This is a genomic window from Nonomuraea sp. NPDC052116 (assembly GCF_040680035.1).
In the GTDB taxonomy this organism is placed as follows: Bacteria; Actinomycetota; Actinomycetes; order Streptosporangiales; family Streptosporangiaceae; genus Nonomuraea; species Nonomuraea angiospora_A.
In genome coordinates this window covers 69,292-86,144 of the sequence record NZ_JBFAWA010000001.1, presented here as the reverse complement: position 1 = coordinate 86,144, position 16,853 = coordinate 69,292, and the positions used below count along the sequence as shown (strand labels likewise).

Here is a 16,853-nt window from a genome sequence, read left to right as displayed (position 1 = left end):
TCAGTCCTTGAGGTGCTCGTACAGCACCTCGCGGTAGTGGCGGTCGAAGTCGTCGTAGCGGGCGCGCAGCTCCGCGCCCGGCCAGCCGGCCGGCAGCAGCTCCTCCGGGAGCAGCGGGTCGGCCAGGAGGTGGCGCAGCACGGCGGCCGAGACCAGGAAGCCCTCGGCCAGGCCGCCGGCCCGGTCAAAGGCCCGGTCGAGGGCCTGCTCCAGCTTGCGGGCCTCGGCCGCCCAGCCGTCCAGGTCCCACAGCAGGGGAGTGGGGTCGTCGTGCGGGCGGCCGTCGATCAGCGTGCACTGCGCCGTGACGGCCTTCGGCCACGCGCGCACCAGGTTGGCGGGCCGCATCCAGGTGCCCTCGCGCAGCTCGGCCAGGCGCAGCGCGGTCATCGTGGCCCGGAACGCGGCCCGGTCGGCGGGCGCGCGCCGCTCCGCCGTGACCACGGCGACCTCCCACGTCCCGTCCCACGGCCTGGTGTGCGGGTCGCGGCTCTCGTCCTGCCTGGCCTGCCGCTCGGTGAGCCGCTCCGACAGCGCGTAGAAGCGGCCGTCCTGGAGGAGATCGCCGGCCGCGACCATGCGCGACAGCGCCACCCGTACGGTGCCCTCGGCGATGCCGAACAGCGCGCCGATGCGCACCAGCTGCCGGACCGGCAGCCGCGGCGGGTGGCTGCCCAGCAGCGCGCTCAGCACGGCCGATCTGGCACTCAGAGTGTTACGCTCTTCCATCGCGTGTCGAGTATATGTAACACTCGCGAGTATGGGGCGCTATCTCATCGAACCTTTCGACCGCAGCGACCGTTACGCCACCGAGCGCTACCAGGGCGCCGCCGGGCGCAACTGGTGGACCTGCGATCCCACGCTGCGCCTGCTCATGCGGCGCCACCTGGGCGAGGGCTTCGCCTGGGCGGAGCCGCGCCTGGACCGGCTGGGCGCGCTGATGGGCGGGCTCGTGGCCGAGTGCGCCGAGGAGACCGACCGCAACCCGCCGCGGCTGGAGAAGTACGACAAGTGGGGCAGGGACGTCAGCGAGGTCGTCATGCCGCCGTCGTTCCACGCGGCCCGGCGGGCGCTCATGGAGGACAACTTCACCTCGCCGTCCTTCGCCGCCGAGGCCCGGGCACACGGGGCGAATCCAGCCGCGCTCGCCGCCGCCTGGACGTACCTGCTCGATCAGGCCGACATCGGGATGGGCTGCGCGCTCGGCACCGGAGGGGACATGGTGGTCTCCCTCGCCGAGAAGTACGCGCCCGAGGACGTACGCGATCGGGTGCGGGAGATCTTCGCCAACGGCTACTACTCCGGCGAGGCCGCTCAGATGTTCACCGAGCGGACGGGTGGCTCGGATCTGGCCGCGCTGGAGGCCACGGCGGAGCCCGCGGGGGACGCGTGGCTGCTGACGGGCTTCAAGTGGTTCGCCTCCAACGCCAACGGATCCGCGTTCGTGGTGCTGGCCAGGCGCCCTGACGGGAACGTGTCGCCGTTCCTCGTGCTGTGGGACCGGCGGGACGGAAGCCGCAACGGCCTGCGGATCCGGCGGCTCAAGGACAAGCTCGGCACCCGTTCGGTCGCCTCGGCGGAGGTCGAGTTCAGCGACGCGGAGGCCTTTCCGCTCTCGGGAGAGGGCTCCGGCTCCGGGCTCGGGACCATGATGAAGCTCACCAACGCCTCCAGGCTCGGCGTGGCCATGATGGGCGTCGGCGTGGCCAGGCGCGCGCTCGTGGAGTCGATCTGCTACGCCCGGTCCCGCGAGGCGTTCGGACGGCCGCTCATCGACCAGCCGCTCATGCGCCGCAAGCTGAGCGAGCTGATCGTCGAGGTCGAGGCCGCCCAGGCGCTCGCCTTCGACGGCCTCGCCGGCCCCCGCCTGCGCATCACGCCCGCCCTGATCAAGCTGCGCGCCGCCCGCCTCGGCGTGACGGCGGCGAGCGACGCGATCGAGGTGCACGGGGGCAACGGCTACATCGAGCAGTGGCCGGTGGCCCGCCTCCTGCGCGACGCCCAGGTCAACCCGATCTGGGAGGGCGGCGACAACATCCTCTGCCTCGACGTCCGGCGGGCCATGGTGAAGGAGCAGGCCCACCTGCCCTTCCTCGACCGCCTGCGCGACCTGGCCACCTCCGACCTGGTGCACGCCCGCATCGACGACCTCGCCAAGGCCGTCACGGCGTGGGCCGCGCTGGAGCCCTCGGTGGCGGAGGAGCGGCTGTATCCGCTGGCGCAGTTCATGGCCGACGTGTACGCCGCCGCCCTCCTGGAGGACCAGGCCGCCTGGGGGCTCGACGACGGCCGCAAGGCGCTGGTGGCCCGGCTCTACGCCGAAGCCCACCTCGTGGATCACGGCCCGCTGCGCGGCATCGACGCCCCCGCCGCCGACCACTTCGAGGATCTCCTGACGGGAGCGGTCACCCTCTGACGAACGTGGGGTGAGCGGGTCTTCGATCCGCCTCATCCCGGCGCTTTCAGCCGGCGATCACCACCAATTGGTGCAGCGAATGGAAGGTGGGTCGTGGCGACCCCACCTCAAGAAGGCTCGGAACTGCCAGTTGGCGTCGGAGCTGGTCCGCTGTGCCGCGCTGGTCTTCGTCTGCCCGCCGGAGGTCACCTCGAACGGACCGCACTGGAGCCAGGTCTTGCCGCCGTCCCTGGTCCAGTCCATCCATACGCTGTCACCCCCCTCCCAGGGGAGCCCAACCGCGGGTGACACCACCGACCTGGCCCTAGTAGAGGGCGGTGGTCCGTCCGAAGATGCCGACCGGTGCCACCGGCGCCGCGTGCCCCGCAAGGTGTCGGAAATGTCGCGGAAGCCGTTGGCGCCCCCTCACAGTCCTGGGGCGACGCGGCGGCGGGAGACGCCCCGGCGGCCACCGGAGACTCGGGCGCCCGTCACACGCGCAGAACGGGGATCTGGCGGCCGGAGGGCGTGGTCGCCTGCTCGAAAGCGCCTCGTTCCTTCCAGGGTGGGGCTTGTGGGCGCCGGTCGAAGACCACCAGCACGCCGGTGTCGAGGCTGAGCTGGTCCAGATACCGGTCGAGCTGTGCGAGGCCGTCGGGCAACGGGTCGTCGGCGCCCGCCCGCCAGACCTTGAGCTCCATCGCCTCCCGCTGCATCAGCCGTTCGCCTTCCGGGCCGGTGTAGGGCCAGCGGACCAGCACGTCCAGGCGCTTGGTGCCAGCGGCGTACTCCCGGTCGAGCTGGCCTCCGCCGTTGACCAGCCGGTGCAGGAAGGCCATGAGGATGATCTGGCAGGCGGCCTCGTGGTAGCCCTCCTGCTGGATGAGCACCTCGCCGTGCTCGCGCCAGAATACGACGAACTCTTCCAGCAGCAGCGGCAGGTCGAATCGGCCGTTCGGCAGCACGAAGCTGCGCGGATCGGCCATCACGTAATGTTCCGATAGGCCTCCCAGCACCCGCAGGATGACGTCCCGATAGATCGGGTTCGCCACCTCAAGCGGTGGTCTCTGCTTAATCAGGCCCAGATCGCGGACGTAGGAGACGTCATTGTTAAAAGCAGCGTCCGTGCCCGGCGACGTGCCCGCCACGATCGGTTCGATCACCCGTTCCACGCGTGGTTCGTGCAGCCGGGCCACGAGGGCGTCGAGATGGGTGGGGCGCGCCTGGATCAACCGCTCCTTGGCCTCTTCCACGTGCCTAGTGGTGATGGCGCCGGTCGCCCTCATCTGGAAGGTGATCTCATAGGCGAGGGCGTTGACCAGCCACGGTTGTCCCTGCGTCAGCTCGAAGACCCAGTCCACGGCGTCCTTGGTGAACTCCTGGCCGGTCGCCTCCGTGTGCTGGTCGTACAACTCGGCGATCTGGTCGGCGGTGAAGTCGCCCAGGCGCAGCGACTCGGTGATGATGTTGAAGGAGCTGGCTGGGTTCGATCGGTCGGGATCGCCGCCCGAGGCGACCTTGTGGTCACGTACGTTGCGCAACCCGCACAGCGCCACGGACGCGGGGAACGGATGGCCCTCATGCCGCGCGTTGTGACCGCCGCGGAGTTGGCTGAGAATGCTGACCATGCTGTTGCCCCGCAGGGCGTCGATCTCGTCGAAGAACAGAACCACCCGGCGCGGGCAGCGGCGGCACCACTCCCTCAGCGCCGCGCTCAACCGGGCACCCGGCGGCGCCTGCGGCCACGGATCCGGCGGTAGCAGTTCGTCAGGCCATCCCGGCCGCGCAGCGGCCTCACGAATGGAGTGAAGCAGAATGGACTCCGCGGCGGCGATGTCGTCACCGGCCACCACGGCGCACTCGCACGAGAACATCAGAGCGGCGGCGTCGCCCTTGGCGGTGAGCTCGGACGCCAGGGTGTGCAGCGCGGTCGTCTTCCCGGTCTGCCAGGGCGCGTGCAGCATAAAGTAACGATTTGTGTCGATGAGCGCCCGAGCCTGCGGGATCCGCGGCGTAGGCGGAAGCATGTAGTGGCGCTGCGGGTCACACGGTCCGGTGGTGTTGAAGTACTTCGCTCGGGGTTGCCACATGGTCACATTCTGTCATCGACCGCTGCGTCGATTGTGAGAATCCGCGATCGTCGCGTCGATCGCCGAGGTGGCCGTGCAGACCTACTCCCTTGAGCAGCTTCGCGGCCATTTTTGCTGCGCTCTCAGTTACCGGCTCGACCTTGACGTGGGTGAGCGCCCGCTGCAGTCGAGGCATGTTCACCCGTGTGCGGCTGACTTCCACGATGGTGTGGGCGCCGATGACGAAATTTGGCGCCCATGCTGTGGAACACCTGGAACATCGCGAGAACCTTGCGACCCTGTGCAGATCCAGGCGGAGACCCCTGGGGAGCCCAGGGCGACGGTTTCGACATGCTCGATCAAGCCGCCCGCTCATCCGCCGAGTTCCGCCGCCTTGAAGATCCTGGAGCGGGCCTGAGCCGGCTCCTCCTCGGTGAACTCTCCGTGCTCCTCCTGGTGGCGCAGCAGCTCAGCGCCGAGGAACTGGCGCCGAGGCTGGCGTGCCACCGCCTCGGCGACATGGCCGGAGACGTTGTCGGTAGGCTTCCTGAGCTCGGCGACCTGGTCGCTCGGCAGCGTCACCGTGATGCGTGTCGTATCCGCCATGAACCAAGCATGCTGCGGTATGCACGGCGGCGCCGCTTCGCTCGTGACGGACCGCTGACCCTCAATTAGCGGCTTGGAAGATCGGCGCGACCTCAATCTCGATCGACACTCCCCAAAGCAAGTCGTCAACCCCGTCTGTGGCCAGCCATTCATGAATATCAGCGGCAAGCTCCTCCGCTTCGGCTTGGTCTCGAACTCCAAGCCGTACGGCAACCACTTTCAGATTCTGGCCGAAATACCGGATGATCAGCGAACGGTCATCCCACCTGGTTACCTCGGTTTTCAGCCCGGGGCAACCGTGTACTCGCAGAGTGCCGCCCAAACCGAAGACGAATCGCCGCTCGTCAAGCAGCTCCACCATGACATCGGCATCCTTCCCATGGCCAAAAAGGACGATCTCCGAGAGGCGTTCGCCCGCAAGTGGCAGTTCCGTCCAGGTTGGGGACGGTTGCTTGGGCATGTACTCGCGAATGGTTCGGACGTAGCCGCTCATGAGCTGATCGTAGCCACACCATTGCTCTCGGTGGCAGGGCGGCTGGCAGGCTTGCGCCGATCTGCGCGCGGCCCGCGCTTTCAGCTCGGCGACCACTTCCGCATCGAGCCGTAGGTGGCCCGGGGAGAGGCCGCCTCGATTAGGTGGGAAGTGCAACCTCGCCTGAATCTCACCGACCATCCTCCTGTGAGGGCGAGACGAAGGAGCCCAGACCCCGAACGGCGTAGATGACGCCTTCCTCCTGAAGTCGCTGCAGAACCTTGCGGGCCGTGCCGCGAGCGATGCCGAACTCTTGCACGATTTGGTGCTCGCTGGGCACTGGCGTATCTACCTGGTAGTCGCCCGAGGCGATCCTCTCCTTGATGATGTTCGCTACCTGGACCCACTTGGGCTGGTTGAGACGCCACTCGATCACGACGGCACGATAGATCGCCATGCAGAACCGAAGATACCCCTGGAGACCCATACTTCACTATGGTGAACCATGTGGATGAGCGCTACGATGGCGGTGTCAAGAACGAGCTGTCGAGTCTGCTTCCCCAGCAGAAGGGAAGATCACGCGCACGCGAGCCACCGATGTTGTGTGCGTGATCTATGAAGCTGCGGTGGGGCTCCAACGGTGTGCCCGACAAGGCAGCGTATTGATGCTGAGCAAGCCTCTGACATGCCCACGGAGGAACCGATGCCCGAGACCACTGCGGCCGCCACTGTGTTCGTCCCCAAGCAACGCGAGCCGGGAGCGGTCCAGCGCGCGCTCGTCGACGCGATGATCGACCTGACCCCGGGAGGTCTGACCTGGCGACGCACATTTCTCGGCACTCCCGACCACATCCCTCACGCTCGACACTTCACCCGGTATCTCCTGACGGATTCCTCCTGCCAGGACGACGCCGAACAGGTCGTCGCCGAACTCGCCGCCAACGCCATCCAGCACGCCGCGAGTGGTCTCCCTCATGGAACCTTGATCGTCGAGATTGCCCGCTCGACCGATGTGATCACCATTGCGGTATATGACTGCGGTTGGGGTGGCGTCCCTCGCCTCGGTCCACTGTGCCGGACCTACGCGGAGTGCGGCCGGGGATTGGCCCTCGTCGCCGCGATCGCAGACGAAGTCGGCTATGAAGGCAACGACGAGGTGGGCCACAAGGTATGGGCGAAGATTCACATGCATGCCGGCTCATAAGAGGTCCTCAGCCGAAGGCGCCACCATGGGCGATCTCGTCCCGGTCCGGCAATCTTTGGACCGGGACGCCCATGGCCAGGCCCTTCAGCTGACTTGGACTGATCTCCTGATCTTGAAAGCGGCCGTGATGTAGGTGGGTGAGCCCTGAAAATCGGAACCACCCACCAGAACCTTTGGAAATGCGTAACGTTGCGGCCTTGAAGGAGCCCAATCGGCGGGCCGCCCTGTGCACCCATCGAGTCGGTGAGAGAAGATGACAGCGAGCCAAAGGGGAGGTGTGCGGCATGGACGACATCAGGACTCGGAACGGCCTGCTCAACCAGAGCGACGCCGCCCGCTTCCTGAGCATCCCTCAGCAGACGTTCAATCACTGGGCGCGCGGCTACGAAAGCGGCCACCCGCTGCTGCACGTTCTTCCGCAGCCGGCCGAGCATCGCATGGCCACCGTCCCGTTCGTGGCCATGGCGGAGGCATACGTGCTGGATGCGCTGCGGGCCGCAGGAGTGAAGCCGCGCAAGATCCGTCCCGCGCTGGAGCGGCTCCAGCGGGAGTTCGGGCAGTATGTTCTCGTCGCCCCGGAACTGGCCACGGACGGCATCGACGTTCTCTGGGACTTCTCCAAGACCTCTCCGGAAGGGGAAGGGCTGATCGAGGGCAGCACCGGGCAGCAGGTGATCCGCGAGATCGTGACCGACTACCTGCAGTACGTTGTGCGGGCGGAAGACGGCTACCCCGCGATGCTTCGCCTGCGGCACTGGTCGCCTTCGAACATCATCGTCGATCCGCTGAGAGCCTTCGGGCAACCCTTCTTCGAGGAGTCTCGCACCCGCGTGGCGGATGTCGCCGCCATGGTGAGGGCCGGAGAGGACTTCGAGGTGATCGCCGATGAGCTCGGAGTCACCATCGAAGACGTCCGAACCGCCGCCCGCATCCTCGTGGGCCACGCCGCCTGAGTTCTACCTCGACGAGAACAGCGTCTGCCGGACTATCCGCAGACTGCTCACCGGACTTGGATATCGCGTCCACAGTCCTGCCGAGTTGTATGGGTCAAGGGATCAGGCGCTGGGGGCCGATGATGACGACTGGTTGCCGAAGGTAGGCCGGCAAGGATGGGTCGTGCTCGCCACAGATTTTCGGATCTTCGAACGCCCGCATGAGTACGAGGCGTACCTCAAAGCGGGTGTGCCGGTCTTCCTGATGCCTGCAGAGTCGAAGATCGAGGAACGCGTCGAGCTGATAAAAGCTTGCCTGCCATCGATGTGCAGCGCAGCCAGTCAGAGAGAGGCCGGCGTGTGGCGACTCACCGTACATGGCGCGGAGACGTACACGGCGCCCGCAGCTCGAAAGAAGCGACTCGGGACCCGCGATACGTGAGGCATGGTCCTGCTTTGTCTTTTCGCTCGTCATCCATCCGTACGAAGCTGCCCGACTCCGAGCCCTGGCGGGCCTGCTCCAATTTCACCTTCACCGCCCGGGCGGGGCACGTCCGCGAGGTCGACCTGCTGGTCGTCACCCCCCGGTGGCGTTCACCTGATCGAGCCGAAGGACTGGCACGGCAGCGTCACCACCGAGAACGGCACCTGGGTGCAGACCACACCCAACGGCCGCCGGGTGCCGCACGGCAACCCGCACCACCTGGCAGACAAGAAGGCCAAGGAGCTCGCGTCTCCCGGCCAGGTATGGCAAACGCGTCTGGGTCGGCGGGGCCAAATTCGCGACTGTGCTCCCCGAACGGCTGGCGGTAGCGACCGTCGCCATCCGCCTGGCGGACTTCGAGAGAGCCAGGGCCACTTTGACGGAGCCTGTCCGCCTGCAGCATCTCGGCAGCCACTGACTGTTCGCCTGCACTCCAGCCGATGCGCCGAGCAGGGCCCGCCGCGTGGCAATGACATGCCTGTGAGCGACTACCTCGGCGCGCTGCTGGCAGGGGCCGTCGCATAAGCGTACGCTCGGCAGGTCCCCGAGGAATATCCGCACGTTTCCCCGAGGAGGGCCGCATGACCGTACGCGTGGAGCGCGAGGGACCGGTCACCACCGTGGTGATCAGCAGGCCGGAGGCGCGTAACGCGGTCGATCGCAAGACGGCCGACGCGCTGGCGACCGCGTTCCGTGACTTCGAGGGCTCCGACGCCGCCGTGGCGGTGCTGTGGGGAGAGGGCGGCACGTTCTGCGCCGGCGCCGACCTCAAGGCGCTCGACAACCACGTCGGCGAGGACGGCGACGGGCCGATGGGCCCGACCAGGATGCGCCTGTCCAAGCCGGTCATCGCCGCCGTGGCCGGGCACGCCGTCGCGGGCGGGCTGGAGCTGGCCCTCTGGTGCGACCTGCGGGTGGCCGAGGAGGGGGCGGTCTTCGGGGTGTTCTGCCGCAGGTGGGGGGTGCCGCTCATCGACGGCGGCACGGTACGGCTGCCCCGGCTCATCGGCGCCTCCCGGGCGATGGACATGATCCTCACCGGCCGGCCCGTCGAGGGACGGGAGGCGTACGAGTGGGGGCTGGCCAACCGGCTCGTGCCCACTGGCACCGCCCGGCGGCAGGCCGAGGAGCTGGCCCGCGAGATCGCCCGCTTCCCGCAGACCTGCCTGCGCGGCGACCGGCTGTCGGCGCTGGAGCAGGAAGGGCTGAGCGAGCAGGAGGCGATGCTGAACGAGCTGCGTCACGGGCTCGTCTCGCTGCCCGACGCCGTGGGCGGCGCCGCCCGCTTCGCCGCGGGCGCGGGCCGCCACGGCGACTTCGGCGACCTCTGAGACGTCCGGGTTCGCGCCCACATCTCGAAGATCATCAGAGCCCACCGTCGCTGACGTTTTGTCGCCCTGCGTTGCTATAGATGGCGTCATCATCTGACATTTCGAGAAACAGGGCGTTCGATGGCATCAGTAACGTTTCGCGATGAGACTGCGACAGGCAGGGAGCTGGAGACGCGCACCGCTCGCAGGTTGGACCGGGAGAAGCAGGCCGAGGTCGCGTTCGCCCCCAACGGATTCCTGCTGCTGGTGGGCGACCGGCAGATCGAGGACCTGGACGCCGAGATCGATCTGACCGTCGATCCGGTGGTGTCCTTCGTCAAGCTCGTCCCGCTGGTCGGGGGCTGACGTGAACTGGGACATTCTTAAGGACTCTCCACTCAACAACCAGTACGGCTTCGTCGATCTGGCCAACGACCACAAAGAGGTGTTCGAGCGGTTCGACTCCGCCTTCGTTGCTCATCAGGCCTTGAAGGTCAAGGACTGCGACGAGAGCGAGTTACGTCTCTTCGCCGTGTGGGCGCAGATGCGGCTCAACCTCGGTTGGGACGGCGGCCACGACCACGACGAACGTCGGCTCGACGTCATCCGCGAGGTGATCGACCAGCTGCCGGAGCTTCCCAAGGCGGAGGTCGCCCAGCTTTGGCACGCGGCCAACGGCCTGATGACCTGGCGGCACACCAACTACGCCGAGCTCTACCGGCTGCCCCTGGCCGCCACCGCCCGGCTCTCCTATCACGAGCGGCGTCAGGTGCTGAACTCCATGCCCCGGTGGTTCGCCCAGCACTGGAAGCCCGCCTGGGAGGTCCTGCGCGAGCCGATGGAGGCGCTGCTCACCGAACCGGAGACCGGCGATCCCGGCGCCACGGTCCGCAACATCATGTGGGAGGACGACACGTTCGCCACCCGGATGATCGCCGATCACGCGACCCGCCTCACCACTCCCGAGGTCCTGCCGCTGCTGCGGCACTGGACCACCGCCACCGCCTCCAAACCCAGCGTCAGGTGGACCCGGCGGGCTACCGAGCTGCTGACCCCGCAGGCCGCAGAACTGATCAAAGACATCCTCGGCCAGGTCATCGCCCACCGTGAGGTCACGCTCCGGCATCCCACCCGCAGCGGCGAGTGGACCGAGACGGTCTTCCTGCGCGAGCGCACCGCCGTACCGCTGCGCGGCATGGTGTGGACCTGCGAGCTGATCGACGAGCCGTGGGTGACCGCGCTGCTGGGCGACGTCGCCGTGGCGACCGGCACCGGGATCGGCGGCTCCGGTGCCAACGCGCGCAGCGAGATGCTGGCCAACGCCGCGATAGGGGTGCTGGCCCGGCGCGGCGGGCTGGAGGTGGTCGCCCAGCTGGCCCGGGTGCAGGCCAAGGTGCGCAAGAAGACCATCCTGGCGGGCGTGGCCAAGACCTTGGACGCGGTCGCCGGGCAGAGCGGGCTGTCGCCCGAGCAACTGCTGGAGCGCACGGTCCCGGCCTTCGGGCTGGGCACCGACGGCACCCGTACCGAACACGGCCTGCGGCTGACCCTCGATGGCGTCGTGAGCTTCGTCGACCCCTCCGGCAAGATCCGCAAGACGATCCCCAAGGCCGTCCGCGAGGAGCACAAGGAGCTGCTGGCCGAGCTCAAGGCCACCGCCAAGGAGATCAAGAAGGTCTTGCCGGCCGAGCGCTTCCGGATCGAGCGCGCACTGGCCACCGAACGCATCTGGCGCTGGAGCGAGGTGTGCGAGTACTACCTCGACCACCCGGTCACCGGTTCCATGGGCAGGACCTTGATCTGGGAGATCCTCCAGGGACCGGCCGGGCGCCCGGTGCTCGTGGACGGCACCTGGGAGCTGACCGACCCGGCAGGGCGCCGCATCCAGCCCGACCCTGACACCCCGGTGCTCCTCTGGCACCCCATCTCCCACAGCATGGAAGAAGTGCGCGCCTGGCGCGACCACCTCATGGAGTACGGCCTGCGCCAGCCGTTCAAGCAGGCGTTCCGCGAGGTCTACCTGCTCACCCCCGCCGAGGAGGAGACTCTCGACCACTCGCGCCGCTTCACCGGTCATCTGCTGCGTTACGGTCAGGCGAAGGCGTTGCTGACCGGACGCGGCTGGACCGGGATGTCACTGGGCCACTGGGGCTGGGAGTACGGCTCCGACCAGGCCGAAGCCGCCAAGGAGCTCCCCGGCGGCCTGGTCGCCCACTGGGGCTTTCATCTGGATGAGGGCTCGTTCGAGCGAGATGACCTGGGCACGGTGTCCATCTGCGTCAGCGGCGATCTCCACTTCACCGACGCCGGCGGGCGCCGAGTCCCGCTGGCCGAGGTGGCCCCGTTGACGTTGTCGGAGGCGCTGCGTGACGCTGACCTGGCTGTCGGCGTCACCTCCACCGGCCTGGACCCCGAGGGGGACGGCGAGTACTGGCAGTCCTACGGCTTCGGCGACCTGACCGAGACCGCCCGCATCCGCCGTGACGCGCTGGCCCGGCTGTTGCCGCGCCTGGCCATCGCCGACCGCTGCACCATCGCCGACCGGTTCCTGCGCGTCCGCGGTGACCTGCGCACCTACAGGATCCACCTCGGCTCGGGCAACATCCTCATGGAACCCAACGACGCCTACCTGTGCATCGTCCCCCGCCGCGGTTCCGGCGACCCGGTCTTCCTGCCCTTCGAGGAGGACGGCGGCATGTTGTCGATCGTCCTGTCGAAGGCGTTCCTCCTGGCCGCCGACACCGCGATCACCGACCCGTCCATCACGCACCAGATCCGGCCCTGAGCGGCGCCGCCCGGCTCTACCTCAGCACGGGGAAGTTGGCTCGGATGACGCCGTGCGGGTCGCGGGAGCGCTTGAGGTCGCGGAGCCGGGCCAGCGACTCGCTCGGGAACGCCGCCGCGGCCTGCTCGCCGCCGTGCAGCATCGTGTACGGCCTGCGCCCGCTGCTGAACGGCACCAGCGCCTTCCCAAGCCGCTCCAGGCGCTCGGCCGTGGCCTCGGTGGGCGCGCCGATCGCGTAGATGAGGTACGGCTCGTCCAGGTGCCCCGCGGCGCCGCCCCCGTCGGCGGGCCTGGACAGCGCGCCGCCCAGGTGCCGGATCTGCACGCTGATCAACGGGTCGATCGGCTCGCCCAGCAGCACGCCGGCCACCTGGTCGTCGAGCCCGGTCAGCAGCTCGCACCGGCTGGTGCCGGGCTGGGGAGCGGTGGGTTCGTCGCAGATGGAGCCCAGCTCGGCCACCGGCAGCAGCCGCCGGTTGTCACTGAGTGCGCCGCCGATCAGCTCGAAGGGCCGCAGCAGCGTGCCCGGGTCCCGGCCCAGGTACGTGCTGTCGATCATGACGAACCCCGGCCCGCCGGGGATCTGCAGCAGGTCGAACCAGACCGTCAGCTCGTCCGGCGCGCTCGCGGTGACCTCGCGGAAGGCGGCCAGCACCTCGGGCGCCCGCTCGATCGGCCACGTGATCCGCCCGCCGTACAGGAAGGGGGCGGGCCGCAGGCCGAACTCCATCGCCGTCACCACCGCGAAGTCACCGCCGCCGCCCCGCAGCGCCCAGAACAGCTCCGGGTCCCGCTCGGCCGTCACCCGGATCCGCCGGCCCTCGGCGTCCACCGCGTCGAAGGCCCGCACGCTGTCGGCGGCGAAGCCGTACTTCCTGCTGAACCAGCTCAGCCCGCCACCCAGCGTGTACCCGGTCACGCTGACCACGGGGGAGCTGCCCGCGAGGCCGGTCAGCCCGAGCGGGCTCGCCGCCGCCAGCACCTCGCCCCACTTCACACCCGCGCCGACGCGCGCCACCCCGTTGTCGATCTCCACACCGCCCAGGCCGCCGGTCCGCAGCAGGATCGTGCCCTCGGTGTCGCCGGAGGCGCCATGGCCGCTCGGCTGCGCGGTCACCGCCAGCCCGTGCAGGCGGGCGTAGCCGACCGCGGCCGCCACGTCGTCGGCGTCGGCCGCTTCGACGACCGCGCGCACCCGCTGGTCGACGGCCAGGTTCCACGGCCTGCGCGCCTCGTCGAAACCCTCGTCGCCGGGGAGGAGCACGCGGCCGGTCGTCAGACTCTTCAGCTCGTTCATGGATCAAGCATGCGTTTCGGCACTTGAGGGGGAATTGAGGTTGACTTGGGGTTCGTGGAGTTCAGACTGTTCGGTCCGCTTGAGGTGGACGACGGCGACGGCAACCGGCTCGACCTCGGCACCCGCAAGCAGCGGGCGGTCCTGGCCAGGCTGGCGCTCGAGCCAGGCCGCGTCGTGCCGCTCGACCGGCTGATCGAGGAGCTGTGGGCGGGGGAGGCGCCGGCCAAGGCCACGGCGACGCTGCAGGCGTACGTCTCGCATCTGCGGCGGGTGCTGGAGCCGGACCGCAAGCCGCGCACGCCGCCCCGGGTGCTGCTCACCCGCGAGCCCGGCTACGTGCTGGACGTCACGCCCGGCCAGACGGACGTGGGCCGCTTCGCCGCGTGGGCCGCCGACGGGGCGCGCCTGGTCAGGCAGGGGCGGCACGCGGAGGGCGCGCGGACGCTCGACCGGGCGCTCGCGCTGTGGCGGGGGGAGCCGCTGGCCGAGTTCCCCGATCTGGCGCCGGCGGCGTCCGCGCGGCTGGACGAGCTGCGGCTCGTGGCCGAGGAGGACCGGCTGGAGGCCCGGCTGGCGCTCGGCGAGGCCAGCGTGCCCGACCTGGAGGCGCTGACGGAGGCGCACCCGTACCGGGAGCGGGCGTGGGGGCTGCTGGTGCTCGGGCTGTACCGGGCGGGCCGCCAGGCCGACGCGCTCGCGGCGCTGCGCAGGGTACGCGCCCTGCTCGCCGACGAGCTGGGCATCGAGCCGGGGCCCGAGCTGAGGCGGCTGGAGCAGGCGGTGTTCGAGCAGGCGCCCGAGCTCGACCCGGGTGGCGCGCGCGTCCCCGACCCCGCTCCCGCACCCGTCCCCGCAGGGCCGGGGTCCGACAGGCTCGTGGCCAGGGAAGGCGAGCTGCGGGTCCTGGAGGAGCTGCTGGCGCAGGCCCGGCACGGCAGAGGTGGGCTGGCGCTGGTCACCGGCGAGGCGGGCATCGGGAAGACGAGCCTGGCCAGGGCCGTCGCCGACCTGGCCACGGCCAGGGGCTTCCGGGTGGAGTGGGGCCGCTGCCTCGACGGCGGCACGGCCCCCGCGTTCTGGCCGTGGACCCGCGCGGGCCTGATCCCGCCGTCCCCGCAGGCCGAGCTGTTCGACCTGTACGACGCCGTGCTGGCGGAGCTGCGGACCGGCCCCCTGCTCGTGGTGCTGGAGGACCTGCACTGGGCCGACGCCTCCTCGCTGAAGCTGCTCGGCCACGTCGCCGGCGAGCTGGCCAGGACCTCCGCGCTCGTCGTGGCCACGCTCAGGCCCGAGCCGGGCGACCACCCCGAGCAGCTGCGCGAGACCCTGGGCGCGCTGGCCAGGGAGGGCCGCCGGCTGCCGCTGGCGCCGTTCGACGCCTCGGGCGTGCGCGACTACCTGCGCCTGCGCGACGTGGCGGCCGACCCTCAGGAGCTGCTCGACCGCTCGGGAGGCAACCCGTTCTACCTGACCGAGCTGCTCCGCCTGCCCGAACGCGAGCGCCACCTCGTCCCGCCCGGCGCCCGCGACGTCATCGAACGCCGCCTGGCCCGCCTCCCCGAGCCCACCCGGGACCTGCTCAAGGCCGCCGCGGTCGCGGGCCGGGAGGTGGAGCTGGACCTGCTGACCGCCCTCGTGGACCGTCCCGTCGAGGAGGTCATGTCGGAGCTGGAGCCCGCGCTGGCCGCCGGGCTGCTGGCCCAGCCGCCGGCCGGGGCCGCCGACTACCGCTTCTCCCACGCCCTCGTACGGCAGGCGCTCGACCAGGGCCTCACCCGGCTCGACCGCGCCCGCCTGCATCTGCGGGCCGCCGGGCACCTGGAGACCCTGCCCGGCGCCGACCCGGCGATCCTGGCCGGCCACTTCGCCGCCGCGGCCCGGCTGGGCGGCGCGCCCAAGGCCGTCACGTACGCCACCCGGGCCGCCGCGCAGGCCGCGGAACGCCACGGCTACCAGGAAGCCGTGCAGCTGTGGGAGCTGGCGCTCGACCACCTGCCGCCCGGCGACTCGCCCGAGCGCTGCCACGTGCTCACCGAGCTGGGCCAGGCCCGGCGCACCACGGGCGACGCCGAAGGCACCTACCGCGACCTGACCGAGGCCGTCGCCCAGGCCCAGCGGCTCGGCGACCGGGACGCGCTGGTGGCGGCGGTCTCGGTCTTCGGCGGCCTGTCGGTGTGGAACTGGCGCCCGTACGGGGTCGTGGACGAGGACATGGTCGCGATCCTGGAGGACCTCCTGGCGGGCGACCTCGACGACCGGTCCAGGGCCGCGCTCCTGGGCACGCTCGGCATCGAGCTGCACTACGGCCCCCGGCGCGCCGAGGGCGAGCGGCTGGCGCTCGACGCGGTCGGCCTGGCCCGCCGCGCCGGCGACCCCATGCTGCTGGCCAGGGCGCTCAACAACTACGTGATCGCGAGCTTCGTACCCGGCCGCAACCCCGAGCGGCTGGCGGCGGCCGAGGAGATGCTGGCCATCCCCGGCCTGCCCAGGGAGGCCAGGCTGGTGGCGCGGGTGCTGCGCATGGCGTGCCTGCTGCGCGCGGGCGAGCTGGCCGAGTGGAGCAGGGACCTGGCCCGCTGCGAGCAGCTGCTGCACGAGGTCGCCCGGCCCGAGCTGGAGGCCATGGTCCGCGTCGCGCAGACCGCCGACCACGCCCTGCACGGCCGGTGGGCGGAGGCCGAGGCGCTGGCCGAGCACTTCCCCAAGATCTCCTTCGGGGCGAGCCTGTGGGGTCAGGAGGCCCGCCGCCTCGGCGTCCTCTACACCTGCCGGCGCGGCCAGGGCAGGGTGGCGGAGCTCTTGGACGAGCTGGTGGCCGCGGGCGATCAGCCGCTCATGAGCATGGTGCGCCCGCTCGCCATCCTGGCCTCCCTGGACGTCGGCCGCACCGAACAGGCGCGGCAGCTCCTCGGGCGGTGGGGCGTGGACCTGCGGGAGGACTGGTCGGCCGACTTCTTCTTCCCGGTCTGGGGTCTGGTGGCCGCCCAGCTCGGCACCCCCGACCCCGGGGAGATGTACGAGCGGCTGCTGCCGATCGCCGACCAGCCCATCGTCCTGGGCACGGGCAGCGCGGCCCTGGGCTGCGTGCAGGACGTGCTGGCCGAGCTGGCGCTCCGGCTCGGGCGTACGGAGCAGGCGCTCGAGCACAACCGGGCGGCCATCGCCAGGCACCGGCGGCTCGGCCTGGCCTACCTGGAGTCGCGCAGCCGCGCCCGCCGCGCCGAGCTGGCGCCCTGAGCCTTCGCGCCCGCCGCGCCGGCGCTCCGAGCCTTGTCGGTGGCCCCGCGTATCGTGACCGT

The 16,853-nt window shown here is 70.2% G+C and carries 15 protein-coding genes; 9 read left to right on the top strand and 6 right to left on the bottom strand.

Translation table 11 applies throughout. The annotated features are described in order from the left end of the window. Positions 1 to 729: a PaaX family transcriptional regulator C-terminal domain-containing protein gene (locus tag AB0L65_RS00410; RefSeq protein ID WP_364239069.1), complete on the bottom strand. Its 729-nt coding sequence runs from the start codon at positions 727 to 729 to the stop codon at positions 1 to 3. Positions 730 to 760: 31 nt separating this feature from the next. On the opposite strand from AB0L65_RS00410, the gene AB0L65_RS00405 reads away from it, so the two are divergent. Then, the gene (locus AB0L65_RS00405; RefSeq protein ID WP_364239068.1) at positions 761 to 2,416 is read left to right on the top strand and encodes an acyl-CoA dehydrogenase family protein; all 1,656 of its coding nucleotides are present in this window, start codon (positions 761 to 763) and stop codon (positions 2,414 to 2,416) included. Positions 2,417 to 2,886: 470 nt separating this feature from the next. On the opposite strand, the gene AB0L65_RS00400 is transcribed toward AB0L65_RS00405, so the two are convergent. From AB0L65_RS00400 to AB0L65_RS00385, 4 genes are all read right to left on the bottom strand, one after another. Next, positions 2,887 to 4,359 (bottom strand): hypothetical protein, encoded by a 1,473-nt coding sequence (locus tag AB0L65_RS00400; RefSeq protein ID WP_364239067.1) that lies wholly within the window; start codon positions 4,357 to 4,359, stop codon positions 2,887 to 2,889. 477 nt (positions 4,360 to 4,836) lie between these two features. Then, positions 4,837 to 5,070, bottom strand: coding sequence for a hypothetical protein (locus AB0L65_RS00395; protein ID WP_364239066.1), 234 nt, complete (start codon positions 5,068 to 5,070; stop codon positions 4,837 to 4,839). A 61-nt stretch (positions 5,071 to 5,131) separates the two neighbouring features. Then, a complete protein-coding gene (locus AB0L65_RS00390; RefSeq protein WP_364239065.1) occupies positions 5,132 to 5,563 on the bottom strand; it encodes a hypothetical protein in 432 nt (143 codons plus the stop codon). A 169-nt stretch (positions 5,564 to 5,732) separates the two neighbouring features. After that, complete coding sequence (locus AB0L65_RS00385; protein ID WP_364239064.1) at positions 5,733 to 5,999, bottom strand: GntR family transcriptional regulator; 267 nt, start codon at positions 5,997 to 5,999, stop codon at positions 5,733 to 5,735. Between the two features lie 246 nt (positions 6,000 to 6,245). Between AB0L65_RS00385 and AB0L65_RS00380 the strand changes: the two genes are divergently transcribed. From AB0L65_RS00380 to AB0L65_RS00350, 7 genes are all read left to right on the top strand, one after another. Continuing rightward, on the top strand, positions 6,246 to 6,746 hold the full coding sequence (locus tag AB0L65_RS00380; protein ID WP_364239063.1) for an ATP-binding protein: 501 nt from the start codon (positions 6,246 to 6,248) through the stop codon (positions 6,744 to 6,746). Positions 6,747 to 7,030: 284 nt separating this feature from the next. Then, positions 7,031 to 7,699, top strand: coding sequence for a DUF433 domain-containing protein (locus AB0L65_RS00375; protein WP_364239062.1), 669 nt, complete (start codon positions 7,031 to 7,033; stop codon positions 7,697 to 7,699). Then, on the top strand, positions 7,632 to 8,120 hold the full coding sequence (locus tag AB0L65_RS00370; protein WP_364239061.1) for a hypothetical protein: 489 nt from the start codon (positions 7,632 to 7,634) through the stop codon (positions 8,118 to 8,120). The genes AB0L65_RS00375 and AB0L65_RS00370 overlap by 68 nt, the downstream gene beginning before the upstream one ends. 3 nt (positions 8,121 to 8,123) lie before the next feature. Then, positions 8,124 to 8,687, top strand: coding sequence for a nuclease-related domain-containing protein (locus AB0L65_RS00365; RefSeq protein ID WP_364239060.1), 564 nt, complete (start codon positions 8,124 to 8,126; stop codon positions 8,685 to 8,687). Positions 8,688 to 8,743: 56 nt separating this feature from the next. Further along, on the top strand, positions 8,744 to 9,493 hold the full coding sequence (locus AB0L65_RS00360) for a crotonase/enoyl-CoA hydratase family protein (protein ID WP_364239059.1): 750 nt from the start codon (positions 8,744 to 8,746) through the stop codon (positions 9,491 to 9,493). 189 nt (positions 9,494 to 9,682) lie between these two features. Continuing rightward, entirely contained in the window at positions 9,683 to 9,838 is a 156-nt protein-coding gene (locus tag AB0L65_RS00355; RefSeq protein ID WP_364239058.1) for a hypothetical protein, read from the top strand. Between the two features lies 1 nt (position 9,839). Continuing rightward, entirely contained in the window at positions 9,840 to 12,257 is a 2,418-nt protein-coding gene (locus AB0L65_RS00350; protein ID WP_364239057.1) for a DUF4132 domain-containing protein, read from the top strand. Positions 12,258 to 12,273: 16 nt separating this feature from the next. Here the strand turns inward: AB0L65_RS00350 and AB0L65_RS00345 are convergent, their stop codons facing one another. Further along, positions 12,274 to 13,554 (bottom strand): FAD-binding protein, encoded by a 1,281-nt coding sequence (locus AB0L65_RS00345; RefSeq protein ID WP_364239056.1) that lies wholly within the window; start codon positions 13,552 to 13,554, stop codon positions 12,274 to 12,276. 54 nt (positions 13,555 to 13,608) lie between these two features. Between AB0L65_RS00345 and AB0L65_RS00340 the strand changes: the two genes are divergently transcribed. Beyond that, entirely contained in the window at positions 13,609 to 16,791 is a 3,183-nt protein-coding gene (locus AB0L65_RS00340) for a BTAD domain-containing putative transcriptional regulator (RefSeq protein WP_364239055.1), read from the top strand. Positions 16,792 to 16,853: the final 62 nt, after the last annotated feature.

Bases quoted from the DNA above. Each gene is read 5' to 3' on its own strand.
- AB0L65_RS00390 (WP_364239065.1), bottom strand. From the start codon at position 5,563: ATGAGCGGCTACGTCCGAACCATTCGCGAGTACATGCCCAAGCAACCG.
- AB0L65_RS00365 (WP_364239060.1), top strand. From the start codon at position 8,124: ATGGTCCTGCTTTGTCTTTTCGCTCGTCATCCATCCGTACGAAGCTGC.
- AB0L65_RS00375 (WP_364239062.1), top strand. From the start codon at position 7,031: ATGGACGACATCAGGACTCGGAACGGCCTGCTCAACCAGAGCGACGCC.
- AB0L65_RS00345 (WP_364239056.1), bottom strand. From the start codon at position 13,554: ATGAACGAGCTGAAGAGTCTGACGACCGGCCGCGTGCTCCTCCCCGGC.
- AB0L65_RS00410 (WP_364239069.1), bottom strand. From the start codon at position 729: ATGGAAGAGCGTAACACTCTGAGTGCCAGATCGGCCGTGCTGAGCGCG.
- AB0L65_RS00400 (WP_364239067.1), bottom strand. From the start codon at position 4,359: ATGCTGCACGCGCCCTGGCAGACCGGGAAGACGACCGCGCTGCACACC.
- AB0L65_RS00360 (WP_364239059.1), top strand. From the start codon at position 8,744: ATGACCGTACGCGTGGAGCGCGAGGGACCGGTCACCACCGTGGTGATC.
- AB0L65_RS00395 (WP_364239066.1), bottom strand. From the start codon at position 5,070: ATGGCGGATACGACACGCATCACGGTGACGCTGCCGAGCGACCAGGTC.
- AB0L65_RS00385 (WP_364239064.1), bottom strand. From the start codon at position 5,999: ATGGCGATCTATCGTGCCGTCGTGATCGAGTGGCGTCTCAACCAGCCC.
- AB0L65_RS00380 (WP_364239063.1), top strand. From the start codon at position 6,246: ATGCCCGAGACCACTGCGGCCGCCACTGTGTTCGTCCCCAAGCAACGC.
- AB0L65_RS00370 (WP_364239061.1), top strand. From the start codon at position 7,632: ATGAGCTCGGAGTCACCATCGAAGACGTCCGAACCGCCGCCCGCATCC.
- AB0L65_RS00405 (WP_364239068.1), top strand. From the start codon at position 761: ATGGGGCGCTATCTCATCGAACCTTTCGACCGCAGCGACCGTTACGCC.